The 20,826-nt window shown below is 41.2% G+C and carries 24 protein-coding genes and 1 pseudogene; 12 read left to right on the plus strand and 13 right to left on the minus strand.

Features of this window, described 5'->3' with window-relative positions; genetic code table 11:
- Positions 1–213: 213 nt before the first annotated feature.
- Both SB752_RS09695 and SB752_RS09700 read right to left on the minus strand, forming a co-directional pair.
- On the minus strand, positions 214–597 hold the full coding sequence (locus SB752_RS09695) for a hypothetical protein (protein WP_410715471.1): 384 nt from the start codon (positions 595–597) through the stop codon (positions 214–216).
- 78 nt (positions 598–675) lie between these two features.
- On the minus strand, positions 676–1,083 hold the full coding sequence (locus SB752_RS09700) for a hypothetical protein (RefSeq protein ID WP_410715472.1): 408 nt from the start codon (positions 1,081–1,083) through the stop codon (positions 676–678).
- 842 nt (positions 1,084–1,925) lie between these two features.
- On the opposite strand from SB752_RS09700, the pseudogene ltrA reads away from it, so the two are divergent.
- A pseudogene (gene ltrA / locus SB752_RS09705) lies at positions 1,926–3,733 on the plus strand (group II intron reverse transcriptase/maturase).
- Between the two features lie 237 nt (positions 3,734–3,970).
- On the opposite strand, the gene SB752_RS09710 reads toward ltrA, so the two are convergent.
- Entirely contained in the window at positions 3,971–4,348 is a 378-nt protein-coding gene (locus SB752_RS09710) for a hypothetical protein (protein WP_410715473.1), read from the minus strand.
- A 475-nt stretch (positions 4,349–4,823) separates the two neighbouring features.
- Between SB752_RS09710 and SB752_RS09715 the strand changes: the two genes are divergently transcribed.
- From SB752_RS09715 to SB752_RS09725, 3 genes are read left to right on the plus strand one after another with little or no spacing between them, the layout of a single operon-like run.
- The gene (locus tag SB752_RS09715) at positions 4,824–5,729 is read left to right on the plus strand and encodes a hypothetical protein (RefSeq protein WP_410715474.1); all 906 of its coding nucleotides are present in this window, start codon (positions 4,824–4,826) and stop codon (positions 5,727–5,729) included.
- A 20-nt stretch (positions 5,730–5,749) separates the two neighbouring features.
- Positions 5,750–6,466: a Rha family transcriptional regulator gene (locus SB752_RS09720; RefSeq protein WP_410715475.1), complete on the plus strand. Its 717-nt coding sequence runs from the start codon at positions 5,750–5,752 to the stop codon at positions 6,464–6,466.
- A gap of 14 nt (positions 6,467–6,480) precedes the next feature.
- Positions 6,481–6,645, plus strand: coding sequence for a hypothetical protein (locus tag SB752_RS09725; RefSeq protein WP_410715476.1), 165 nt, complete (start codon positions 6,481–6,483; stop codon positions 6,643–6,645).
- Between the two features lie 122 nt (positions 6,646–6,767).
- Here the strand turns inward: SB752_RS09725 and SB752_RS09730 are convergent, their stop codons facing one another.
- From SB752_RS09730 to SB752_RS09745, 4 genes are all read right to left on the minus strand, one after another.
- Positions 6,768–6,986, minus strand: a complete 219-nt coding sequence (locus SB752_RS09730; RefSeq protein WP_410715477.1) for a hypothetical protein — start codon at positions 6,984–6,986, stop codon at positions 6,768–6,770.
- Between the two features lie 369 nt (positions 6,987–7,355).
- Complete coding sequence (locus tag SB752_RS09735; RefSeq protein WP_410715478.1) at positions 7,356–7,745, minus strand: hypothetical protein; 390 nt, start codon at positions 7,743–7,745, stop codon at positions 7,356–7,358.
- A gap of 846 nt (positions 7,746–8,591) precedes the next feature.
- Positions 8,592–8,915, minus strand: coding sequence for a hypothetical protein (locus tag SB752_RS09740; RefSeq protein ID WP_410715479.1), 324 nt, complete (start codon positions 8,913–8,915; stop codon positions 8,592–8,594).
- Between the two features lie 83 nt (positions 8,916–8,998).
- Positions 8,999–9,358, minus strand: coding sequence for a hypothetical protein (locus tag SB752_RS09745; RefSeq protein WP_410715480.1), 360 nt, complete (start codon positions 9,356–9,358; stop codon positions 8,999–9,001).
- A 138-nt stretch (positions 9,359–9,496) separates the two neighbouring features.
- Here SB752_RS09745 and SB752_RS09750 point away from each other — a divergent pair, with 138 nt between their 5' ends.
- The 4 genes from SB752_RS09750 to SB752_RS09765 all read left to right on the plus strand — a co-directional run bounded on the left by SB752_RS09750 (position 9,497) and on the right by SB752_RS09765 (position 12,171).
- Complete coding sequence (locus SB752_RS09750; protein ID WP_410715481.1) at positions 9,497–9,892, plus strand: DUF5071 domain-containing protein; 396 nt, start codon at positions 9,497–9,499, stop codon at positions 9,890–9,892.
- A 427-nt stretch (positions 9,893–10,319) separates the two neighbouring features.
- A complete protein-coding gene (locus SB752_RS09755; RefSeq protein WP_410715482.1) occupies positions 10,320–10,964 on the plus strand; it encodes a hypothetical protein in 645 nt (214 codons plus the stop codon).
- Positions 10,965–11,121: 157 nt separating this feature from the next.
- Positions 11,122–11,256: a hypothetical protein gene (locus SB752_RS09760; RefSeq protein ID WP_410715483.1), complete on the plus strand. Its 135-nt coding sequence runs from the start codon at positions 11,122–11,124 to the stop codon at positions 11,254–11,256.
- Between the two features lie 270 nt (positions 11,257–11,526).
- Entirely contained in the window at positions 11,527–12,171 is a 645-nt protein-coding gene (locus SB752_RS09765) for a glycoside hydrolase domain-containing protein (RefSeq protein ID WP_410715787.1), read from the plus strand.
- 232 nt (positions 12,172–12,403) lie between these two features.
- Here the strand turns inward: SB752_RS09765 and SB752_RS09770 are convergent, their stop codons facing one another.
- Positions 12,404–13,000, minus strand: coding sequence for a YiiX/YebB-like N1pC/P60 family cysteine hydrolase (locus SB752_RS09770; protein WP_410715484.1), 597 nt, complete (start codon positions 12,998–13,000; stop codon positions 12,404–12,406).
- Between the two features lie 472 nt (positions 13,001–13,472).
- On the opposite strand from SB752_RS09770, the gene SB752_RS09775 reads away from it, so the two are divergent.
- Positions 13,473–13,994: a hypothetical protein gene (locus SB752_RS09775; RefSeq protein WP_410715485.1), complete on the plus strand. Its 522-nt coding sequence runs from the start codon at positions 13,473–13,475 to the stop codon at positions 13,992–13,994.
- Positions 13,995–14,283: 289 nt separating this feature from the next.
- Positions 14,284–14,526, plus strand: coding sequence for a LexA family transcriptional regulator (locus SB752_RS09780; RefSeq protein ID WP_410715486.1), 243 nt, complete (start codon positions 14,284–14,286; stop codon positions 14,524–14,526).
- 235 nt (positions 14,527–14,761) lie between these two features.
- Here the strand turns inward: SB752_RS09780 and SB752_RS09785 are convergent, their stop codons facing one another.
- Positions 14,762–15,091 (minus strand): hypothetical protein, encoded by a 330-nt coding sequence (locus SB752_RS09785; RefSeq protein WP_410715487.1) that lies wholly within the window; start codon positions 15,089–15,091, stop codon positions 14,762–14,764.
- A 471-nt stretch (positions 15,092–15,562) separates the two neighbouring features.
- On the opposite strand from SB752_RS09785, the gene SB752_RS09790 reads away from it, so the two are divergent.
- Positions 15,563–16,006 carry a hypothetical protein gene (locus SB752_RS09790; RefSeq protein ID WP_410715488.1) on the plus strand — a complete coding sequence of 148 codons (444 nt, stop codon included), beginning with the start codon at positions 15,563–15,565 and terminating at the stop codon, positions 16,004–16,006.
- 113 nt (positions 16,007–16,119) lie between these two features.
- Entirely contained in the window at positions 16,120–16,494 is a 375-nt protein-coding gene (locus tag SB752_RS09795) for a helix-turn-helix domain-containing protein (RefSeq protein WP_410715489.1), read from the plus strand.
- Positions 16,495–16,848: 354 nt separating this feature from the next.
- On the opposite strand, the gene SB752_RS09800 is transcribed toward SB752_RS09795, so the two are convergent.
- The 4 genes from SB752_RS09800 to aepX are packed head-to-tail and all read right to left on the minus strand — an operon-like array spanning position 16,849 to position 20,811.
- Positions 16,849–17,631 (minus strand): YheC/YheD family protein, encoded by a 783-nt coding sequence (locus SB752_RS09800; protein ID WP_410715490.1) that lies wholly within the window; start codon positions 17,629–17,631, stop codon positions 16,849–16,851.
- A gap of 17 nt (positions 17,632–17,648) precedes the next feature.
- Complete coding sequence (locus tag SB752_RS09805) at positions 17,649–18,758, minus strand: 2-aminoethylphosphonate aminotransferase (protein WP_410715491.1); 1,110 nt, start codon at positions 18,756–18,758, stop codon at positions 17,649–17,651.
- A complete protein-coding gene (gene aepY, locus SB752_RS09810) occupies positions 18,755–19,915 on the minus strand; it encodes a phosphonopyruvate decarboxylase (RefSeq protein WP_410715492.1) in 1,161 nt (386 codons plus the stop codon). Before aepY ends, SB752_RS09805 begins: the two co-directional genes overlap by 4 nt.
- Complete coding sequence (gene aepX, locus SB752_RS09815) at positions 19,909–20,811, minus strand: phosphoenolpyruvate mutase (protein WP_410715493.1); 903 nt, start codon at positions 20,809–20,811, stop codon at positions 19,909–19,911. Before aepX ends, aepY begins: the two co-directional genes overlap by 7 nt.
- Positions 20,812–20,826 lie beyond the last annotated feature (15 nt).

Below are 20,826 nucleotides of genomic sequence, written 5' to 3' on the forward strand. Positions count from 1 at the left end.
TAATAAAGAAAATTTAGCCTGGCAAGGCTATGCACAAAATGGTTGCCGAACTCTGCACTTTTTGCTTGCCAAATACAGTGACATACTACAACCTCCAAATAGTTGGATATAATTACCAAACTTTTTATGTAGATTGTAAACCAGAAGAAACGATCATTAAAGTGTTTTTGAAATGACTTAGTAACACAATGCTCAGTATGTGAAAGGGCTTTGCTAGGTTTTAGAAGGGTTAATAAGTTCGTCTCCAAAGCTACTTTCAGACATGATAAATCCGCCAAGATATCCAACAACCATAAATTCGAGTCTTTCTGTGAATAGATGGATCTTTTCGCTAGGGTAATTGTTGATCTGAAATTGGTCGTCTGGAGACAAGTGACACCACAATAGAGTCATAACTTTGCTATAAGTCATTACTATAGCTCTTGTTAAATCTCTATTTAATGGAGCATTTAAGTTCTCTTCGGTTAATGAAATGACACTGTTGTAAAAAATCCAGAAGTAATTTTCATCAAAAGTATTTAACTCACTCAATGAATAAACGAAAGAACCTTCACGACATTCGTAATTGGAGAAGATGATTTGCATATCGTTATTCATTAGCTTCCTCCATAAGACGATATTAGGGCTCAATTATAGCATGTGAAAAGCGGACTGCTTTACAAATTGTGTAATTAGTTAATCAACGGTTTCTTCATAACAGCTTACCCAAAACGGAATTTTCAGGTCAGCTATTTTTCTTAATAGCTCAGGTTCTAAAGCAAAATTACACTGATCTCTGTAGTAAACCGCAACATCTAGGTAAATGTCATCCGCGCCAGAACTTTTGATCGAGGCAATGTGCAGTGATAATTCGTTAACAATCCAATCAAGTTCAGCGTACACATCATTGCTTGTAGAGAGGGTTGGGGGAGGGTATAAAGAGGCACTACCGAAACTTGATGGTGTTCCTTTAAATGGTCCAGTTGTGGCCAATCCACCTACTTCTAATTTTCTTGATAAGAGTAAGCCAGTTTTTTCTTCAACAAGCAGGGGAGAAAATGTGGAGCCACTAAATTGAACTGCTGCTTCTAAACGTATAGTCAATTAATTCAACTCCATCTCGGATTAGGAAAGTTCTTTTTTACCATCTTACAACAAATGGAATTAAGTAGGCGGATTTAACAAAATGTGCGACACGTTCCTACACAGCGTAGTGGTGGTAAACGCCTTACGGTAAAAGTAGGCATTGATTCGTAAGAATCAAGAAGAACTATTACTCCGATTAGTCAAATGATAGGGTAACGCCTTGAAGGGCTATCACGATACCGAATGGCATGGATGTATGTAAGGACGGAAATGTCATAAGCTCGGCTTAAAGGTGGGAGAACCGACCGTAACTGGTCATGCTGACGAAAGACTTATAGAGGTATAAGTTGTCGGTCATACTGCTTGTGTCGAATAGATATGGTGAGAATGCTTACATATGCCCTAGTTAAGGTCACAAGCTGACGAACTATCGAATGTACGGGTCTAGATTAAAAACACATAGAAATGTGTGTCATGCTCACTGCATGGTTAGAGTGGATGAGTAAAATTATTGTGTATGAAAATCCATAATATGTTACAGGCATATTCTACCTAACAGGCCTATAGATAGCACCTAAGTCTATTCAATGATAGGAGTAACGGAACGTGGTAAACCACTAACGCAAAGAACTTACATTCAATGAAGCGGTGGCAAGGAAAAATCGTAAGATATAACTTGCCTTTACAGTGGTGAAAGTGATGGCGCAGTACCAATGAAGCGCGTAATGAGCGTGGAGGGATAGCCATTAGTCTAACAACAGTATGAGACAGCCATTTTCTTCAAATGATCTTATAAGGTTCTGGTGAGACTAAGAAAAGTTAACCCTCATATGTGCCGAGGTGACTGACTTATTAAGCCTTTGAAGAAGAAAAAGCTACGACATTCCGAATATTTTGATGCAATAGCAACATTTGACAGGTTGTATCAGCGGAGTGCAAATGGAAATAACTTCTACCATCTTGTTGAACTAATAAGCAATGAAAACAACATAAGACTAGCGTTTAGAAACATCAAACGTAATAAAGGAAGCGCGACAGCAGGTACAGATGGTCTAACCATCAATGATATTTCGAGCATGACAGTCGAAGAAGTGGTTGCAAAGATACAGGAGATGTTCGCTAAGTATAGTCCCAGGCCAGTCAGGCGAGTCTTCATTCCGAAACCAAATGGAGACAAAAGACCTCTCGGAATCCCGACAATTTGGGACAGAGTTTTCCAGCAATGTATCCTGCAAGTGTTAGACCCCATCATGGAGGCTAAATTTTACAATCACAGCTATGGCTTTAGAAGCAACAGAAGTACGCACCACGCACTATCAAGGATGATGTTTCTTATCAATAGAGTCGGGCTATATCAGTGTATTGACATAGACATCAAGGGATTCTTCGATAACGTGAATCATGGAAAACTTCTGAGGCAACTATGGTCATTGGGGATTAGAGACAAGAAATTATTAAAGATTGTTTCTCTGATCCTCAAAAGCGAAATACAAGGGGAAGGAGTCCCAACTAAAGGGACACCGCAAGGTGGAATACTATCACCTCTCCTATCCAATGTGGTGCTAAATGAACTTGATTGGTGGATTAGCAACCAATGGGAGACCTTCAACACCAAACGTAAATACAAAGGGAACAAGTATACTGCGTTAAAGAAAACGAACCTAAAAGAATGCTTTATCGTGAGATATGCTGATGACTTTAAAATCCTTTGTAGAACACGGTCTCAAGCAAAAAAATATATCATGCAATCAAGCAATTCCTTAGAGACAGACTTGACCTTAATATAAGCGAAGAGAAATCGAAAATTGTCAATCTCAAGAGGAAAAACAGTGAATTTCTTGGTTTCAGTATTAAAGCCAAAAGGAAGGGTTCCGCTCAGTTTGGGTATGTTGCACAATCCCATATGACAGACAAGGCAATCAAAAATGCCACGATGAAAATAAGAGATTGTATTGTGAAAATCCAAAAAAACCCATGTCGAGAGACCGTTCACAACTTTAATTCAACTGTCATAGGCATTCAAAATTACTACTGTCGTGCCACCAACATTACGAAAAATCTATCTGGGATTAGCTATAGTCTTCAGAAAGTCTTATACAATCGCTTGAATGAACACAGAACTCAAGCTATCGCAAGTGATATGTCCCCGGCAATGAAAGAGCGGTACAAAGGTTATCAGCCCAAATTATACAAAATACAGGACATGGTCTTCGTGCCAATACATGCCCAGAAACACAAGAAGTGCATGAACTTTACCCAAACAATCTGCAACTATACGGTAAAGGGAAGAGCCAAAATTCACGATAACCTTGCGGTCAACTCAGATTTGTTAGGACATATTATGAGAAGCTACATTCCATACAGAAGTATTGAGTATAACGATTATCGAATCAGTAGATTCGTAGCTCAGTACGGAAAATGTGCAATTAGCAAAGTTGAACTGAGTTATGATGATTGGCACTGTCACCATATTATCCCAGTAAAATATGGTGGTAGCGACCACTACAACAACCTGATGATACTACATAAAGAAATTCATAAACTCGTCCACCTAGTTGACCAAGCAAAGATTAAACAAGTCATTCACTCTTTTAAGCTGAGTAAGGAGCAAATTAAGAAAGTAAACGACTTACGAATCAAAGCGCATATGGAAATTGTAGCAGTCTGATAGCATTCACTTAGTTCAATAGCAAATGGAGTTATGTCTCATGTGAGTTAGATGGAAAGCCGTATGCGGGGAAACTCGCACGTACGGTTTGGAGCAGGGGAAAAGGTAGAGATAAACTCAAAACCTTACCTATTGCTATAGTTATTAAGACAAGACTCACACAAGCTCAAAAGAAAAAGCCACCCTGATTTCGAGTGGTCAGTAGTGGAGGTAAGATTCCTTGTGCTTTCTTCTTAGTTACTCCAAGCCTAAGATTTTAGCTGCTTCGAGTTTGGATCTTACAAAATCTTCTACAGTATCCTTATAGTCTTTTTTATCAAGAATTAAATATACTTCTTTTATTATTTCAAGGGACCTACTCATGCTGATAATTTCTGCCGCCAGGATTCTCTCTTCTTTACTAAGATCATTTAACATCGCGGTGTACTTGCCGTCATACGCCTTAAGATTCTTCTTGTCTTCTTCGGTGTATGTTTCTATTGCCATGATTCTTTCATTTAGCAAATTGTAGTATTTCAACGAATCATCATACAATTCTTTGCGGATGGAAGAGTCATTGCCACATCCAGTTAGTAGTAATGATAAGAGCACGAAAAATAATAAAAACTGCTTCATTAGGAAGTGGACCTCACATATGTTTTTGGGAATATTATACAACTTTTTTGTGAATTACAGCAAGCTAGCCTGTTATTTTGCTGGATTTAGTGCCTCTTGTTGTAGATGTGACCCAGCGCTTTACAAAACGGTAATTTAGATACGTGGGATTTCCTTGACAATCAAAAGAAACAAATAAGCTCCCAGTAATGCGGTAATGAGTGCAAAAACTAGATATTTATCTCGAGTATGGATGATTTGATGGAGTGTTTTAAAAAAGCTTAGGAAGAAAAATAAGACTATAAAACATGCAAAATACAGCATCGAATCAACCTTTCTACTAAAGGATTGCCTAAATTATACCAATACATTGAAGGTTATACAAATTTACACATCACACGTTGTGATAACTGGTTGTAAAATTCTCGGTTTTTAGGCGAAACAGTCGTAATGACCTTTGTAAAAATTAACGTAAATTATTCCTTGAGGTGAGATGATGAACAAGATTCAAATAAATGCTGCTCTTGTACGGCTTAACGAAAAAGCAATGAAGTACGCTAAAACACTGCAATCAGAATGGGTAAACGACGCGCTCTTGTACGTAGATTACGCACGTAAAATCCAAAACACCTTTCATAAGCTGGCTACCTTTCAAACTTTACAAAAACACGGCGAGGAAGGAGTTTGGGAGGTCGTAGAAGAGCGGGGAGCCGACGAGGATATCAGAGAAATAGTTTCCCGGTGGATTGCTGAGGTGAAGGACCGGGAGTCATATAATCCGCTGAACTTCTTTGTTGCTCTTCGCTTGTATGAGAGAAAGCGTGATGAGATCAAACAAAAATATAATCAAATCCATCACGAACTGGGTAAGCTCCAGAGACAGTATGGCAAATTGGCTGATGAGACGGAGAAAAAGAAAGGAGTCTTCGCAGAGAGGATCCTTGAGGATATTAGCTTTAGGAATCAAGCAATCATCACCCTCAAAGAGACAACTGAACTAGAAGAGATGTCCTTTCGAGAGCAAATTGAGTTGTGGTTTACGACAAACCGTATGAGAAAATCTGACTTCCTTTCTTTGATCACGCTTGAGAAACGATTGCACTATTGGGATGGTGTACCAAATCAAACAAACCAAAAGATATCAGAACTTCCCGATGAATTGGATTTTATAGCATTTAGGGATGCTGTCTTTATGGATAAGGTCGAGCATGACCAAGATTGTTACTTTTTTGATCAGTTCCTACATGATGTGATGAAATTCATCGATGAGAACCCGGGTGCTATGTTCGGGGCGTTCCAAAAATCCTTTGGGGCTATTTCCACATATACGGCCCACACAGATGAGTTTGGACGAATAGCAAATTTGGAGCCAAATAAACCGAACCTTACAGTTGTTCATTAATTACAGAAGGGAGCGAAGGTATGGATAAGCTCACAATCATCAATCAGAATGGACATTTGCTAGTAGACAGTAGAGAAGTTGGGGAAATGGTGGAAAAGAGACATGACCATTTATTGAGGGATATCGACGGGTATGTTGCTATCCTTTCAAAATCCACTGCCCCCAATTTTGGGGTGAGTGATTTCTTCATCGAAAGCACCTATCAGGATACCACCGGACGCAAATTGAAATGCTACCTCCTTACCCGTAAAGGTTGCGAAATGGTTGCAAATAAGCTGACAGGAGAAAAAGGCGTTCTCTTCACGGCAGCTTACGTGACAAAGTTTGAGGAAATAGAGCAAACCATTCAAAATCCGTTTTCTAATCTCAGCCCAGAAGTAAAGGCGATTTTCTTCCTAGACCAGAAACAACAGGAGATTGAAAGCCGGGTCGAACGATTGGAAGTCAGCAAGACAGTCGATTACGGCCAACAGCTGGAGCTGACGAACTTGGGAAGAAAGCAGGTCATCTTAATATTGGAAGGCAAAGACGGCCCAGCCTATCGGGACAGGAGCCTGCGCGGGAAAGTGTTCTCGTCATTGTGGTCTGATTTCAAGGGATATTTCAACGTCGAATCATGCAAGAACACTCGAGTCCTTGATATGGACAAAGCAAAAGAGTACATCAGCAGCTGGAGGCCACAAGGTAAGCTCTTGAGAGAAATTGAAGATGCCAACCGGCAAATGTCGTTTTCATGAAAGGGGAGGTTATCGTGAATTGTACATTTTGTGATGAGAAGATCGTGGCGGACAAGCCTGAATGGATCCTAGTTAGTAAGAAGCCATCCGTTGAACACTTCTGCTGCCTGGGGTGCTTAGCAGGGCATGTAGATGAGCTGGCAATGGAGGAAGAAGAGAAAACTGGTTTGGTCAGTTGAAATCGGTGTGCTTAGTAGAGAAGGTAAGAAGTAGAATCATTTGAGGTAACGGCTGCTCCTCGTTAATCGGCAGAAGCCCGGGGTGGCAACCTGTCTTATCAATCAATAACAGCATACTTGATTTATTGAGGATAACGGCGTCCGTAGCTGCCAAACAGTTCGCGGACGCTACCATAAACCCGGACATGCATGTCTGGGAAAGCAAAAGCAACATGGCCATCTTCTAGTTGTAGGCGTTCGCTGTTTTGCTCAATGACAAACGGAATCTCCATTGCTTGTAGGGCGTCCTTGAGGTAGCTGACCTCAGACCAGGGCACAGAGTAATAGAAGGACTTTTCCATGATACCAACTCCTTTGTGGACATTACGCCACACAGAGCTGAAATACGAATAGGTGGGTACACATGCTCAATTATGTAAAACACTTCACTTTTCTATGAGCTTATCGAAAAGGAGAGCCGAAGCAATCAACGATAACAAGTAGGTAATTTGTTCATCATTACCATCAAAAAGTTTACTTACTGCCGCGAAGATGGGAAAAGAGATAAGAACAATTAACAGGGTTTTTGCAATACCAGGTGACATACTACAACCTCCAAATAGTTGGATATAATTACCAAACTGTTTATGAAGATTGTAAACCAGAAGAAACGATCATTAAAGTGTTTTTGAAATGAGTTAGTAACACAATGCTCATTGTGATAACTGGTATTAATCTTCTTCTGATAACTGCAGAAGTGCTTTGTGAAAAATTTCAACTTTTGTATGGGCTGTACCGAGCCAATGTGAACCATACTTCCAAGGACGATATTGGCCCTTACTGAGGTGATAATGATTTATCCAACCGATAACGTCTTGTGGGTTATCAATTCCAAGATAGTACAAAGGCTCGATGGCCTTTATTATCAATTGCTCTTCCAGGTGGGGCCGAAAATGAAGAACAGTAGACACAACCATAAAATATCCTTCTGCAGCGCTCTCACAAGAATAACTCGGAGTCCAGGATAAAATTTTATTTATAATTTCTTGATCAGACATCTTGGACGTGTTTGTTTCGAGAGAATAAATAATATCCATAATTTCATTGTAATTAGTGGACAACCTTCCACCCCCAGTTCAGATATTCACATAATAACCAATAAAAAGAATTTAGCAACACCTGAGTGCGGAAGGGGCAATTTAACAAATTGTGTAATTAGTCAAATGTAAGGAAGTCATCAAAAGTATCACCTTCAAGAGTAAAGAAAAGTTTATACCAGCCAAGTTTCTTGCCTTTAAACACAATCGGGATATAGGAGACCACATAATCAAATCCGTGTGAGATCGCTGCATAAGTTGAGTTTTCATCCCATTGGTCAATGAACAGAGCCACTTCTTTAAGGGAAATGGTTAAATCTTCGGGCTTAAAGTCATTGCCAAATAACGAGTGAAACCCCTCTTCATCTGCAATTTGGAAATTTCGAAAATAATACCAAAAACCATTGATCGATCTTGCTTCAACATCATGTTCGAGGCACCATTGTTTTAAAAATCCACTGTTCTAGAAATCACAACCTTTAGTAGTTTACCTATAATTCACCATAATAGTTATTGAAAAAAGCCCTTTAATAAAAGGGCCGGTAAATTCGATGAGTATCCGTGTCGAAAACAATATCAACTTTAATGTCAGGTGAGTATGTGATGATTTCGAAGTCAAAGAGCTTACAGAAGACATGGGGGAAATCACTTGTTTGTTCGCTATGTTCTAACGTAAATGCGAACATATTCTTCAATTCAAACATTCCGTGTTTCTTCCCATGAAGGATAATCTCATCAGTAAAATGACCTGTCACTTCAATCAGCATCTAATCATGACCGAGTGCTAATCAGTCGATATAGCAACAAATGGATAATTCCATTTTACAACAAGTTGAAGTTTACACAACGGTAATTTTGCATAGCAAAAAGCTAATCTAAGACTTCCCAACTTAGAACGTCATCAATGCACTCTCCATTGAATGAAATCAGATAGTGATATACAGCTACCTCAGTGCCATTGTGATGGATACTGGCATAAGACTGAACGTATTCATCCTCAAAAAGATAGTTGATGGTAAGTGATATCTTTTTCACACTGACTTCTAATGAGGCAGGATCAATTCCATCAAAGGCTTTTAAAAATGAATCAGGGTTATCAGTTTTCCAATTGTTAATGTAATTCCAAAATCCATCAATTGTTTGTTCAATGACTCGGTGAGTTTTAATAAACTGCTTCAATTCTTCTGTGTTCATAAGCCCTCCAGGGCGGGATTTTATGATTGGTATTTTAGCAAAAGATTCAAATTTTGCAAAACACACGCTTTGTTAAATGGGGCTTATAAAAGCCCCACGGTTACCTGATCCAAAATATGTTCTATTGTTCGCTGAATTTCCTCAATATCTCTTGATTCAAACTGTACTAAGGGCTTCTCCCAAGAATCAGTTTGTTTATCAGGGGCGTCGAACATCTCAATAAGCAGTAAGCGGAAGTTCCCTTTAGGATTAAAAGATGGGTACCACCCAAGGTCTAAGATACGATTTCGAGACTCGTTTTTAAGTTGCAAAATATCTTCACCAAAGTCCCAACAAAATTCGAAGTCTTCGGTCAGAAATTGGTCTGGATTGACTTCTCTAAAACTGTTCAGGGTTACGTTCCAGCCTGTCGGAATTCTTAAAGGAACAAGTTTTGGTTCCATGTATACCACCTCCAGCAGACAAATTATACCATCTACTCCAAGGGCTTAACACACCATTACTTGTGAATACAAGCGAATTCATCTTAGGGGAGAAATGGATAAAATAAGCTTATCGAGGAACGAAAGGGGAAATTTGGTATGGACAATTTAAAATCCCTAATGCCGAGGAACAAACACGATTTGGAGAATGTGAAGAGACTAAAGGAGTTAGATCCGGCGGATTTAAAGCCAATCTTACCCGAGCTATTAACATGGATCCAGGATATTAACTGGCCAGTTGCTGTTGAGATTGCGAAGATCTTAGTTACATGTGGAAGAGAAATCGTCCCTGAATTAAAAAAAGTAATGGAATCTAGTGACGATGATTGGAAGTTCGCATGTATTGGATGGGTTATAAAGGAGTTACCAAGGGAAATTGCCAAGGAATTGGAGACAGAATTAAAACGGATTGCTTTTCAGCCAAATTCAACAGAAAGAAACAGTGAGTTAGACGATACAGCCAAAGAAATTTTAATAGCACACGAGATGATTTAACTAAAGAGAAATTGAGTAGTTTAACTGTATCGAGTCTTCTTCTTAATAAGGATACCCAAGCATGCAACGAACGCATAGAAGCATCCCCATAAAACCCAAGCGTCAATGTTAACGATAAATGTATCCCAGCTGGTTGTTGTGAAGAGTAAAGGCAAAAAGAATGAAATAACAGCACCAAGGTACTTTTTCTTGAAAAGGTACGAACAAACCAATCCAATAAGAAATGCGAGTATTGGAATGTAGAGCAACACAAGTGCGAAAGGATTGAGATTGTCATTGAATAAGTACAGCAAAGTCATCACCTCGATTATTTATACGGTCATTTTAGGTGCTGAAATGAATTCACGAAAGTACCAAGATTTAATGGTACCTCATTTATGCTAGCTAGTCTTAAATTCAAGAATGAGTAAAGAACGGGGGCAGGAAGATGAAAGATAAACTAATCGAGAAGGTATGCGAAACCTGCCCAGCTACACAGTGGGGCAAAAAGTCGTTTTGCAGCGTCCATAATCTCCATGTCGGTAAGATCGAGACCTGCCCGGAGTGGGACAAGTATCTAATTGAAAACCAAGGATTACTGGAGCGGGGAGGTCAACTCGCCTTTATCAATCTGGAGCCGGCGCTGGAGGTTGTTCAAAAGGTAGAAGAAGAAATAAAGGATTACCATTGGATGGTGAAAGAGATTGATCGGCTGAGAAACGAGATACACAAGGCGATCACATCAAATCCCGCCATTCAACAAAAACTAGTGGCGACTTATGGGGATGCTGCAGGGATGCCCAGTGGAAAAGGGTTTCGTCTTTCTACGATCACAATTCCAGAAGAACGGTATGAAAAGCAAATCCTACGAATGAAAAGCCTTGAACACAAAGTGCGTCAGATTAATGAAATCGCTATCGGTCTTGGCGATAGCAAGCAGAGGACCGTCTTGGAATGCATGATGGATGGAATGCGTATGAATAGTATTGCACGACATGTAGGCATATCCCGAACACGGTTAAATGAGATCAAGCGGGAGATTGTAATCCGAATGGCAAGGGAGCTGTACAGGGACGAATTGTTAAGCTCCTGACAGGTTGACATATTTGACACATCTGATGTTTTTAACGGTTTTTGCAAATCGATTGAGTTACATATTATACTAAGTGCACGCACGATGAATAAGCCGCTCGGGTAAATATCCGGGCGGCTTTTGTATTGGTCTGACTAATTTGAAAGGAGGAAGAACATTGAGCCAATCGTTCTACAAGTCACGGCGCTGGAAGCGGAAACGAGCGACGCTGCTTAGGAGGAGCTTGTTCATCTTGACGCAGCCATTCCAAGATGATGGGCTTCACGGAATCAATGACTGGTTTCGGTTATGAAAGTTGGTACATAGGGATTTCAGTTGATTTCAAGGCTTTTCGTATGACTTGACGGGAATATCCGGTTTCGCGAGAAATTTGCCGAATAGGCTTCCCTAGCAGAATGTGTTGTTTCCTGATAAACTCATAATTAGCCATCTGAAGCATGTCCTTTCCTCCTATACCTTGATGTCTCGACAACATTCAAGATACAGGAAAGAGGTGCTCAGGTGGTCAATTTTTTTATGAGCGATATACCACTAGGTGGTCAATAATTAGATTAGCATTCACATCTTCCAGCGCGGTACAAATGACGTAGCGGGGGGAGCAGATAACGGCCAACGTGACGGAGCTGCGGTTTTCCAGGAAGCCAAGCTGATCGGCCAGCCAGAAGGTACAGCTATTTACTTTGCTGTAGACTATGACGCACAGCCAAAAGACTACGGAGCTATTGAGGCTTATCTGAGAGCGGCAGCTAAGGAGGTCCCTGGCTATCTGGTTGGAGTATATGGGTCATTTGCGATAGTGGAAGAAATGGCAAAGAGAGGAGCCTGCCAACGTTTTTGGCAGACATATGCTTGGAGTAAGGGGCAGTTGTCGAAAGCAGCAAATTTGTATCAGTTCAATAACAGTCAGACTCTTGCCGGGCATGCCGTAGATTTTAACGAGTCGTATAGCAGTGGGGGATGGTGGGGCACCAATCCACAACAAGTGGACAAACCTGTTAATAACTGTAAAGCTGGGTTAAGGCTGGAAGAGTGGGAATGTAAATCAGGCTTAAAGGCGATTGACGGCCTTGCTGCTAAAGGGCTGCTAAACAAGCCTGAGAAATGGAAACAGTGGCTAAAAGACGACCCAAAAGGCGTTCTTGAAGAACTGCCATGGTTGGTATTTACACCACTAGACCGTGCTACAGATAAAATACCACATCAATAGAGAAGCCCTCAAAATCATTTTCTATTCCCTCCAGCTGCAACTTAACTTATGATAGAAAAGCGAGGAACCTCCAAGTTACTCGCTCAAGTCGATTGCTCATGCAGTCGGCTTTTTTTGTTTGTCAAAGGCATTTAATAACGCATCGAGCCGTTGTGATTTTAAGGAAAAAGAAAACGGGACTCTCTAATAGAGTCCCCGTCTCAGGTTACACATTATTACCTAAATGTCCCTATTACCAACTACCAATCTTAGCTACTACTCTAGTATCGTCTAAATCTAAAATATCATAGGGCATAAACATTTGAACACTGTTTGGCCTCCGGTCATTAAAATTGACATCCGCTCCATAGTAAAAAGCTTGCCAAACTATTTTGGAGCAGTATGTAGGCGAGGCACCATTCAATTTATTAGTTAGACCATATGTTGCATCTGAGTATTCTTCTGCAAACTGGGTTGCCCACTCGCCAGCTTGTCTAGCTGCTCTACTACTGCTATAACGGACAACCTTAATATTTGATTTATACCTTTTGAAAAATTTCGAAATGGATATATCCTCGGGATTCTCACCATATCCTCCTATATGCACAACGGTATAATTATCCGTTACGATGGCAGCATGTCCGGTCAATCCAGCTGAAGAGGTCTGATTAGTCACCAGCATATCGCCTATTTTTACTTTTACACTTGTACCAGGATACGTGACCCCTGGGTCTACTTCTAGTGTAGTAAAATCAGCAGCAAAACTTGCTGGGGTACATAAAGCAAAGATCATTAAGAAGAGAAAGAGTATTCTGGAAAAATTTTTGTAAATAATTTTCAACACTTCCATTTTTTAACAATATACTATTTTTACCATAAATATTCACAATTTTCAATATTTTTCCTGTATAATACAAATAAACCGCTCGAAATATGGGAGAGTGAACAAAATGATTTTATTTAAGAGATTTAGTTTTTGGCTTATTTTTCTTAGCTTTTTAATTTGCTGTTTCGATTATTTCGGAAACGATGCCAAGCATATTTTGTTATTTGTAACGAATCCACTCTTTGATTACATCAGTTATGTTGAACCATTCCGTAGTTGGATAATTAAAGTAAGTCCAGATGCTGATAGTGTGATCCTTCCTACTGGATATTTGCTACACATGGTTATTTTCTTCTTGTTTGGATTGTTAATTGATACAATACTTTTGTTAAGAAAAAGAGCCATAAATACATGAGGCCCCAACAGCAAGCCGGTAATTCCTTATCATAGGAATTACCGGCTTTTTTCACCTTCAAAATCTCTTAGCTTGGGTTCTATGTTTGGCTTGCGTGGTTTGCTGGCGGTTACCTTTGGATTCGTTTCCGGGGAGGGCTTTTCTATTTTCTGGCATGACTGTATGATAGACAGAAAAGGCGGTGATTTGATGTTCATCAATACATTACAATATTCCTCACTGAATTTTAATGGTGGTGACAGACCTTCACCATTTGTTCTTGAGGGTGGAGATCGTGGGACCATCTCTTTCGATGCAGGTGAACGCGGCTTTCCTTTTAGCCTAGATATAGGAGAAAGGAGCATGCCACTTCTTTCTGATTTTGGCGAGAGAGGGCAAGTCATTCGTGCCGTTGGAGGTCCTGGTTGGGATCAAATGAAGATGGAAGATGGTCCAGGATATGCCAGCATGACAGCTTGCTGTGGACCTAGAGAAGGCAACGGTGTCTCTAACTTACTCGCATCGCCAGATGGATGGGGAAGCCCCATATTTGGGCCACCAGAAGGCGACAGCACAACTCTTTTGGTAGGACCTCCTGAAAATGACAAGCCTGAACTCCACTGAAAAGGTGGAGTTTTTTTCTATTTGCCCGTTCGCATTTTATTTGTACATAATTAGGAACGAACGTTCTTATTTAGGGGCAGACAAATTGGTAAAGGAACTGCAACGCGCAATTGACCAACAACAGCAAATCGAGATTATCTATCTTGGCAGCGAAGGCAGACAACTCAGCGCAAAATGCGACCCTTAAAGATCAACGGTGAGAGCTTGAAAGCATACTGCCTCACAAGAAGAGCTCTGAGGGTCTTTGCTATTGGTAATATTCTTGCGGTGCAGCCGGTGGTGATTCGACATGCTGTCTGATATCCAGCGAAAGGTACTCCGTATGATAGGCAACTACTCAGCTGGGCGTCGCAGGACACCTACAGTAGACGAATTGTGTATCAAGACAGGACGGGATCGAGGCGGGATTATGACCGTTTTGGAGGTCTTAGCACGTGAGGAATACATTGAGTGGCAGCGATCCGACCCGGACACAATGACAATTCTGGAAGCGTGGGAGAGAAAGGAGCCAGGTAAATGGCAAGCAAAATAGAAAACCCATTATCAATACGCTTTGTGCTGACGGAGCAGCGAGCCTTGTACTTGCATCTGAAAGAATAAGACAGTTCCTTATTATGTCATACGTTGAGCGAGACGATTTGGAATCATTTCATTACATAATCTGTGATTCAGCCCATGAGGATGCAATCACAGTGTCCTGGTGGAAGCCGGGAGAAGCACACAGCATGTGGGGTAAAAAACAAGCACCTGTTAGGTGCCTGAAAAAACTAGGGAACTAAATTGTCGGTAATATCATCGATAATCAAGAAATTATCGACAGATTGTATTACACTTTGACCTTCTTTAGCTAGTTTGTAAGCAACTTCTTTTAAGGTCAATCCATTTGGAAGAATAATTTCAATGAAACCATTATACTTCATGTTGTCATCTAAGGATGCAGGATTGTTACTTACAGAGTGACCAGATGCACGGCGCAAAAGTTCTGTTACCTGACAACCAAGGTCATTTAAGAGAACATCGTGGATTTCGTTCACGAGTTGTTCTGGGGGATGAATTGTTATTCTACCATTGGATGAAGGAAATAATCTGATATTCATTACCAACACCTCCCTTCTTTTACCATTATTCGATAACGAAGAGAACTTTTCCTTTTTAACATAGTTGATTGCAGGATGTGTAGGGAACAGGGACCACATTTGAGTGGGGTTGCCATCGAGCTTCTCCATCCCTGCTTCGTCTGCCTCTGCCTCTGTTTCGAATACTCCAATCCCATCCCGTGCGTGTAGAGTCTTGTTGCCGGTAAAGTCTTTATAACAGATCCTTTACCGGTCATATACAGTACAATTTTGGAAACCTCATGAGTAAGAGCATAAAAGATCTAACGAACGGATTTTCCCGTTGGTTGCTGAACGAAAAATTCCGTTAAGTGAGATGATTCAATGAGCTGTCTACGGGCTACTTTTTATGAAGTATGAAATTAGGGGAAGCTCCTACTGGTTTATTTTGACAATTAGATTCTAGTATGCGAAGATACCCGAATAGATAGAATTAAGAAGGAGAGAAGCAAAATGGACAATACGGTTTCTATAAAACTTCAGAGTATTGAAGGGAAAAATCCTCCTATTTGGGCAACTGGGGAACAGAACCATCGTTTTTGGTATTATGAAAATGAGCATGGAGAGCAGTGGGTCGCCAAACTTGACAAAGATACGCTTAGAATATCAGGTTTAGACATTGGCTGGAAAGAGATTGAGCTCACACTAGAACAGACAGAAGCTGAGAAAGAGCGAATTACAGAAAGATTACTGCTGCTTTCAGTCTCAGCAATTCCCAACTTTGGCGAGACTTTTGCCCGTTCATATATGGAGGCTGCTTCAACTCGTCAATACTCTGTTCAAAAGCTGCCTCTTTCTGAATGGATTCTTAATAACGGAGAAATGCTTTGGGTTGCCTCAGTTTTAACTGCCGCTATTCCGGAAATGAAATGGAAGAGAAGTGAAATTAATTCATAAGTGGCGTAGCGGAGCGAGATAATGAATGGGGAAGCTAGAATTGAATTGCGATAAGCGCACAAATGGTGCTTTTTCTTTAGAGTGTTAATGTAAGACAAAAACAGGTGAGGAAAATGAGACACAACTTTTTATCAGATAAACAAATTTCTGAGATGGAAGATCGTTTAAAATCTAAGCATAAGTTAATGATGATGGATGTAGATACACTGATTAAAGAGGTACATGCATATCGGGAATTATTAAAGGATGTCGAGAAGGAAAAGCATCAATCAGCTGAGAAGATACGTTTTGATCCTCCGGCCGTGGATGAAGAAATGTTAAAAGATTATCATGATGTTTTGACTCCAAAGGATATTCAATCGATATTAGGTATCGCTCATGTATCGACATATGAGTTATTGAACTCGGGTGAATTTCACGTTGTAAGGATCGGTCGCTCGTATAGGATATCAAAAACGGTTTTTCTCCGCTGGTTAAAGGGACAATGACGGTTAGAAAAGTGGTGCCGAAACTGGTGCCGAAACGTAAAAAAAGGCACAATGTGGGGCAAAAGATAACAAGCTTGCAAACTACTTAAATGCTGTAATATCAAGGTTTTTTCAGTTTTAACAAAGTACAACAAAAACAGTCTGGCGTCTTGACAGGGTGGGGGTCGCTGGTTCGAACCCAGTCCGGATCACCATAACAGCATGTGAAAAGCCCTTGATAATCAAGGGCTTTTTTGATACATACAGATGGATTTTTTAATTGTAACAGCATCTTGTTTTCGAAAGTGGTGGGATTCTGGTGGGAAAAACCTACTGGTGGGAGCCTAAAGGCCCATTTTCCGGTTGTATGCGTTTTTAAGCAGATGGGATTGCACCGATTGAATGAGACAGAAATTGAAATGTATCTTTATTATCCTGGTTAAATCTTTTGATTCTGCGAATCATTGTTCGATCGCCAAGCTTGTAGAAATGGGACATGGCCGGAAACCGGTTGGCTTCTATGATCCAGATATGCCCGGTGTTACTAATACCAGTATCCAAACCGTACGTCCTGTGCTTGGGGTACATTTTACGTAAGCAGGATGCCGTTCGTACGGCGATATTATTGAGCTTTACCAGTACCCCTTTTTTTCGACGGTTTGGAATCGTCGATCGCCGGATGGCGTTCGAAGCGTGGAGAGGGGTGCCATTGCTCCTCGTCAAATTCGTCACGATATATCCTTTACCTGCCAATTTCGCGACTTTTCCTGTGACTGTCCATTTGTTCGATCCTATTTTCCTTTGAACGATGACCCTGACATCAAACGGTCGTCGACTCACGGTTGCAAGCGGTACCCTGCGCTGGACAATGTATCTTCCGCGACCTACAATGCGCAAAGTCGATCGGTAGGCAGAAGTGATTCCTCGTACGATACTCTTTCTTCTTTCGTAATGAATAATATAACGGTCCTTACCTGAAGAATAAATCCGGATTACATTTCGCCCCCGACTCCCGTAATTAGGTTTTACGATGATATCTCCATATTTTTTCAGTAGCCTCCAGAATTGATTGATTCCAAAGGCAGCCGTCTCGGGCAAATGATGAGCTAAGTTTGGTGATCTCTTCATCAATCTGTATTTTCCCAATTTATTGCTCATCTATATTCATTCCCCACTTATTGAATGTATTTAATTCTTTTCAAGTATTCCGCTAACAATTTTAAAAAGTTCTCAATGTCCATATAGGTGATATCCCCGATATTGGCAACTCTGAAGCTATGATGATTCGCCAGTTTTCCCGGATAAATGGTATAACCGTTGCTGTACAAAAAGTCGTGCATTTCCATAAAATCATAGCCGCTGCAGATTGGATCCTTAATCGCGGTGATTAATTTTGCATGGGAATGTTCCGGTACAAGATATTCCAAACCCATCTCGTTACAGCCACTCACTAGTGTTTCCCAAGATCGGACATAGCGAGCATACCTGTTTTCTACGGTTTCGACTTCTAATTCACGGATGGCCTGTTGTAAGGCATAAAAGGTTTGAACGGGTGGTGTAAAGCGAGTTTGACGGTGAAGCGAATAGTAATCGTATTGGGAAAATAGGTGTAAATAATAATTTTTTGGCTTTATTTCTCGGGAAGCTTTCAGTTTTTCTGTACAAGCAATGACAAAGGAAATCCCCGGCATACCCTGAAGATTTTTATTGGAACTAGCGGCCAGATAAGAGATGTTCATGTCTTTCATGTGGATCGGTATGGCTGCATATGAGCTCATCGCGTCCACAATGAAATCCATACTATACTTCTTGCATAATCCTCCGATGGAGGCGATATCATTCAGCAGCCCTGTTGTTGTCTCATGATGAACAACAGCAAGATGGGAGCAGGCGAATGCAGACTGTTGAATCCATGTGTCCAGTTGTTGCAAATCGATCGGCTCAGTGAGTGAACTCTGAAATTCGATATATCGCAGGTTATAGGCATCGGCAATCTCGCACATGCGTTTTCCATAGGCACCATTATTGATAATCAAGATACCTTGATCGATAACTGAACTTAGAATGGATTCTACTGCAGCCGTCCCCGAACTCCCAAATAAAACGGTAACATACTGAGCAGGATCGGCAATGAATTGAGTCAGTTTTGTCGATACAAATTCAATTACATCTCCGAATTCTTGTTCGCGCGGACAAATATCGGGGACTACTTGTGCGTGTTTGACACTTGCCGTCGTAGTGGCAGGGCCCGGATTGAGTAAGATGTTTCGTTTTATGTTTTTCAATCTGAATCACACTCGAATGGGCCATAATTTTTTTGAAGATAGTGGCGAAGCCTTTCCTTCACTTCATACGGCTTGATGATGGGACGCCCGATTTGTTCCGATGACTTTCTGGATATGGGCAAATACAAAAAAGTTAGCTTTTTCTCGGTCTTCCACGCCAGTATCTGTTCTTTCAGTTCTTGCAGGGTGTGGACATGGATTGATCGTGCGTAGCCGCAAGAAGCTGCAATGTTGATGAAGTCCATGTTATCGGACACGGTTTTTTGTCCCCCTGTAGAATCATGGGCGTGGTTATCCAGCAAAATGTGAAGCATATTCGCAGGATGGTAATAGCCATTGGTTGCCAAGCTGCCCATGCGCATTAACGCCGAACCGTCCCCATCAATGACAACGATGTTCTTGTGGGGCTGTGACATCGCCAAGCCAAGACCAAGTGAACCGACACATCCCATGGAGCCCACCATATACAGATTGCATTCGGCATCCTCGATCTCATACAATTCCCTTCCTGTTATACCTGTCGTGGCCAATTGAATGGTATGTTCATCCCGCATCGCATGAATCACTGTCAACGCCTCATATCGGCTTGGATTCTCATCAGGATGGAGTTTTTGTCTTTTTTCAACATTTCGACTCGTTGTTCCTGACTGGTTTCGCAAGATTTCGTTATCGAGCGTTCCTTTTCTTACAACAAAAAAAAAGGAGCATTGATTGTGTATGGCTTCATTTGCACGATGAAGCTGTTCCCGGGCTTCACGGATATTGTCTGAGAGATATTCCCATTTAATTTTCATCAGCTCCAACATGTGCGTTGTAATCGTTCCCATCAGTTCATGCTGCGGCTCATCGGAAATGCGAGGCTCTCCTCGCAGGCTTACGAAACCAAGAATCGGAATGCGAAACGGATGATTCAGTGAGACAAGAGGGGAAACGGCATTGGAAAGACCGGAGTTTTGCATGAGTACCACAGATTTTTTTCCGCCCAAATAGGCTCCCGAAGCGATGGCTACTGCATCCCCTTCATTAGTTGCAGCGACATACTCGAGCTCATTGATCGCATAATTGATCAAACTTTTCAAAAAGGAACAGGGCACGCCGCTATAAAACGTAAAACCAAGGTTTTTTAGTTCCTCGCCCAATGCTTTTGTACTTAACATGGAGACTCCCCTGATTGAGCAACAGAGATCGGCAAGTAGTTTTTTTCAGCGTTCAGCAGTTCTTCGGCTCTTTGCAAGCGAAACACTTCATCCAGGGAAGCAATGTTTGGTTCAACATCAATCAGGCTTTGTTCCTTGAAAATCTGGCGTGTTACCTTTTCCATTGCAACGATGGATGCCCGCATGTTGTGGTTTGCCCAAATAATCAGGTTCACACCGAGTTTTTGAAAAAATGGCGTAGGAGTTGTATAATACTTGGTCGGTACAATGACTACAGGATGTCTGCTGGCCCATTCCTTCATGAACATTTCAATTTCCGTAGCATCCTTTCGATTACTGTGAATCAATATGGCGTCTGCTCCCGCCAAGCGATAGGCCTCCGAACGATTCAATGCTTCCTCCAGTCCCCATCCTGCAATGAGAGCTTCAACCCTGGCAATCACACTGAAATGATCGTCCCGTTGTATATCCTTCATCGCTTTGATTTTTCCGCAAAACTCGTCTGCATCTGCCAACGGTTGGGTCGTACTATTGATGAATGAGTTTGTTTTCGGGAATAATTTATCTTCAATGCATACACCGGCTATTCCTCGCTGCTCCAGTTTCATGACTAATCTTCTAGCGTTGTTGAAATTTCCGTATCCAGTATCGCCATCAACCAAAATCGGAATGGATGTCGCATCACTCATAAATTCCAACTGTTCAAGCACCTGAGTCCAGGAAAGTTCATTGTTGTCCCTTACTCCCATGGAGGCGGATATGGAAAGTCCACTTGCCCAAATTCCTTTGAAGCCAGCTTCCTCCACGATCGCTGCCGACAGTCCACTGTGAGCCTCCATCAGAAATTGTGTCTCTGGGGAGTTGAGTAGTTGGTGAAGCTGCTCGGTTTTTTTCATTAGCTCACCTCTCTG

Source organism: Brevibacillus sp. SIMBA_040, assembly GCF_046535075.1.
In the GTDB taxonomy this organism is placed as follows: Bacteria; Bacillota; Bacilli; order Brevibacillales; family Brevibacillaceae; genus Brevibacillus.

Excerpts from the sequence above, each read along its gene's own strand:
- SB752_RS09770 (WP_410715484.1), bottom strand. The coding sequence starts at position 13,000 with ATGGAAGTGTTGAAAATTATTTACAAAAATTTTTCCAGAATACTCTTT.
- SB752_RS09710 (WP_410715473.1), bottom strand. The coding sequence starts at position 4,348 with ATGAAGCAGTTTTTATTATTTTTCGTGCTCTTATCATTACTACTAACT.
- aepX (WP_410715493.1), bottom strand. The coding sequence starts at position 20,811 with ATGAAAAAAACCGAGCAGCTTCACCAACTACTCAACTCCCCAGAGACA.
- SB752_RS09795 (WP_410715489.1), top strand. The coding sequence starts at position 16,120 with ATGAGACACAACTTTTTATCAGATAAACAAATTTCTGAGATGGAAGAT.
- SB752_RS09695 (WP_410715471.1), bottom strand. The coding sequence starts at position 597 with ATGAATAACGATATGCAAATCATCTTCTCCAATTACGAATGTCGTGAA.
- SB752_RS09780 (WP_410715486.1), top strand. The coding sequence starts at position 14,284 with ATGCTGTCTGATATCCAGCGAAAGGTACTCCGTATGATAGGCAACTAC.
- SB752_RS09775 (WP_410715485.1), top strand. The coding sequence starts at position 13,473 with ATGTTTGGCTTGCGTGGTTTGCTGGCGGTTACCTTTGGATTCGTTTCC.
- SB752_RS09720 (WP_410715475.1), top strand. The coding sequence starts at position 5,750 with ATGGATAAGCTCACAATCATCAATCAGAATGGACATTTGCTAGTAGAC.
- SB752_RS09730 (WP_410715477.1), bottom strand. The coding sequence starts at position 6,986 with ATGGAAAAGTCCTTCTATTACTCTGTGCCCTGGTCTGAGGTCAGCTAC.
- SB752_RS09755 (WP_410715482.1), top strand. The coding sequence starts at position 10,320 with ATGAAAGATAAACTAATCGAGAAGGTATGCGAAACCTGCCCAGCTACA.
- SB752_RS09715 (WP_410715474.1), top strand. The coding sequence starts at position 4,824 with ATGAACAAGATTCAAATAAATGCTGCTCTTGTACGGCTTAACGAAAAA.
- SB752_RS09750 (WP_410715481.1), top strand. The coding sequence starts at position 9,497 with ATGGACAATTTAAAATCCCTAATGCCGAGGAACAAACACGATTTGGAG.
- SB752_RS09790 (WP_410715488.1), top strand. The coding sequence starts at position 15,563 with ATGGACAATACGGTTTCTATAAAACTTCAGAGTATTGAAGGGAAAAAT.
- SB752_RS09800 (WP_410715490.1), bottom strand. The coding sequence starts at position 17,631 with ATGAGCAATAAATTGGGAAAATACAGATTGATGAAGAGATCACCAAAC.
- SB752_RS09745 (WP_410715480.1), bottom strand. The coding sequence starts at position 9,358 with ATGGAACCAAAACTTGTTCCTTTAAGAATTCCGACAGGCTGGAACGTA.
- aepY (WP_410715492.1), bottom strand. The coding sequence starts at position 19,915 with ATGTTAAGTACAAAAGCATTGGGCGAGGAACTAAAAAACCTTGGTTTT.
- SB752_RS09785 (WP_410715487.1), bottom strand. The coding sequence starts at position 15,091 with ATGAATATCAGATTATTTCCTTCATCCAATGGTAGAATAACAATTCAT.
- SB752_RS09740 (WP_410715479.1), bottom strand. The coding sequence starts at position 8,915 with ATGAACACAGAAGAATTGAAGCAGTTTATTAAAACTCACCGAGTCATT.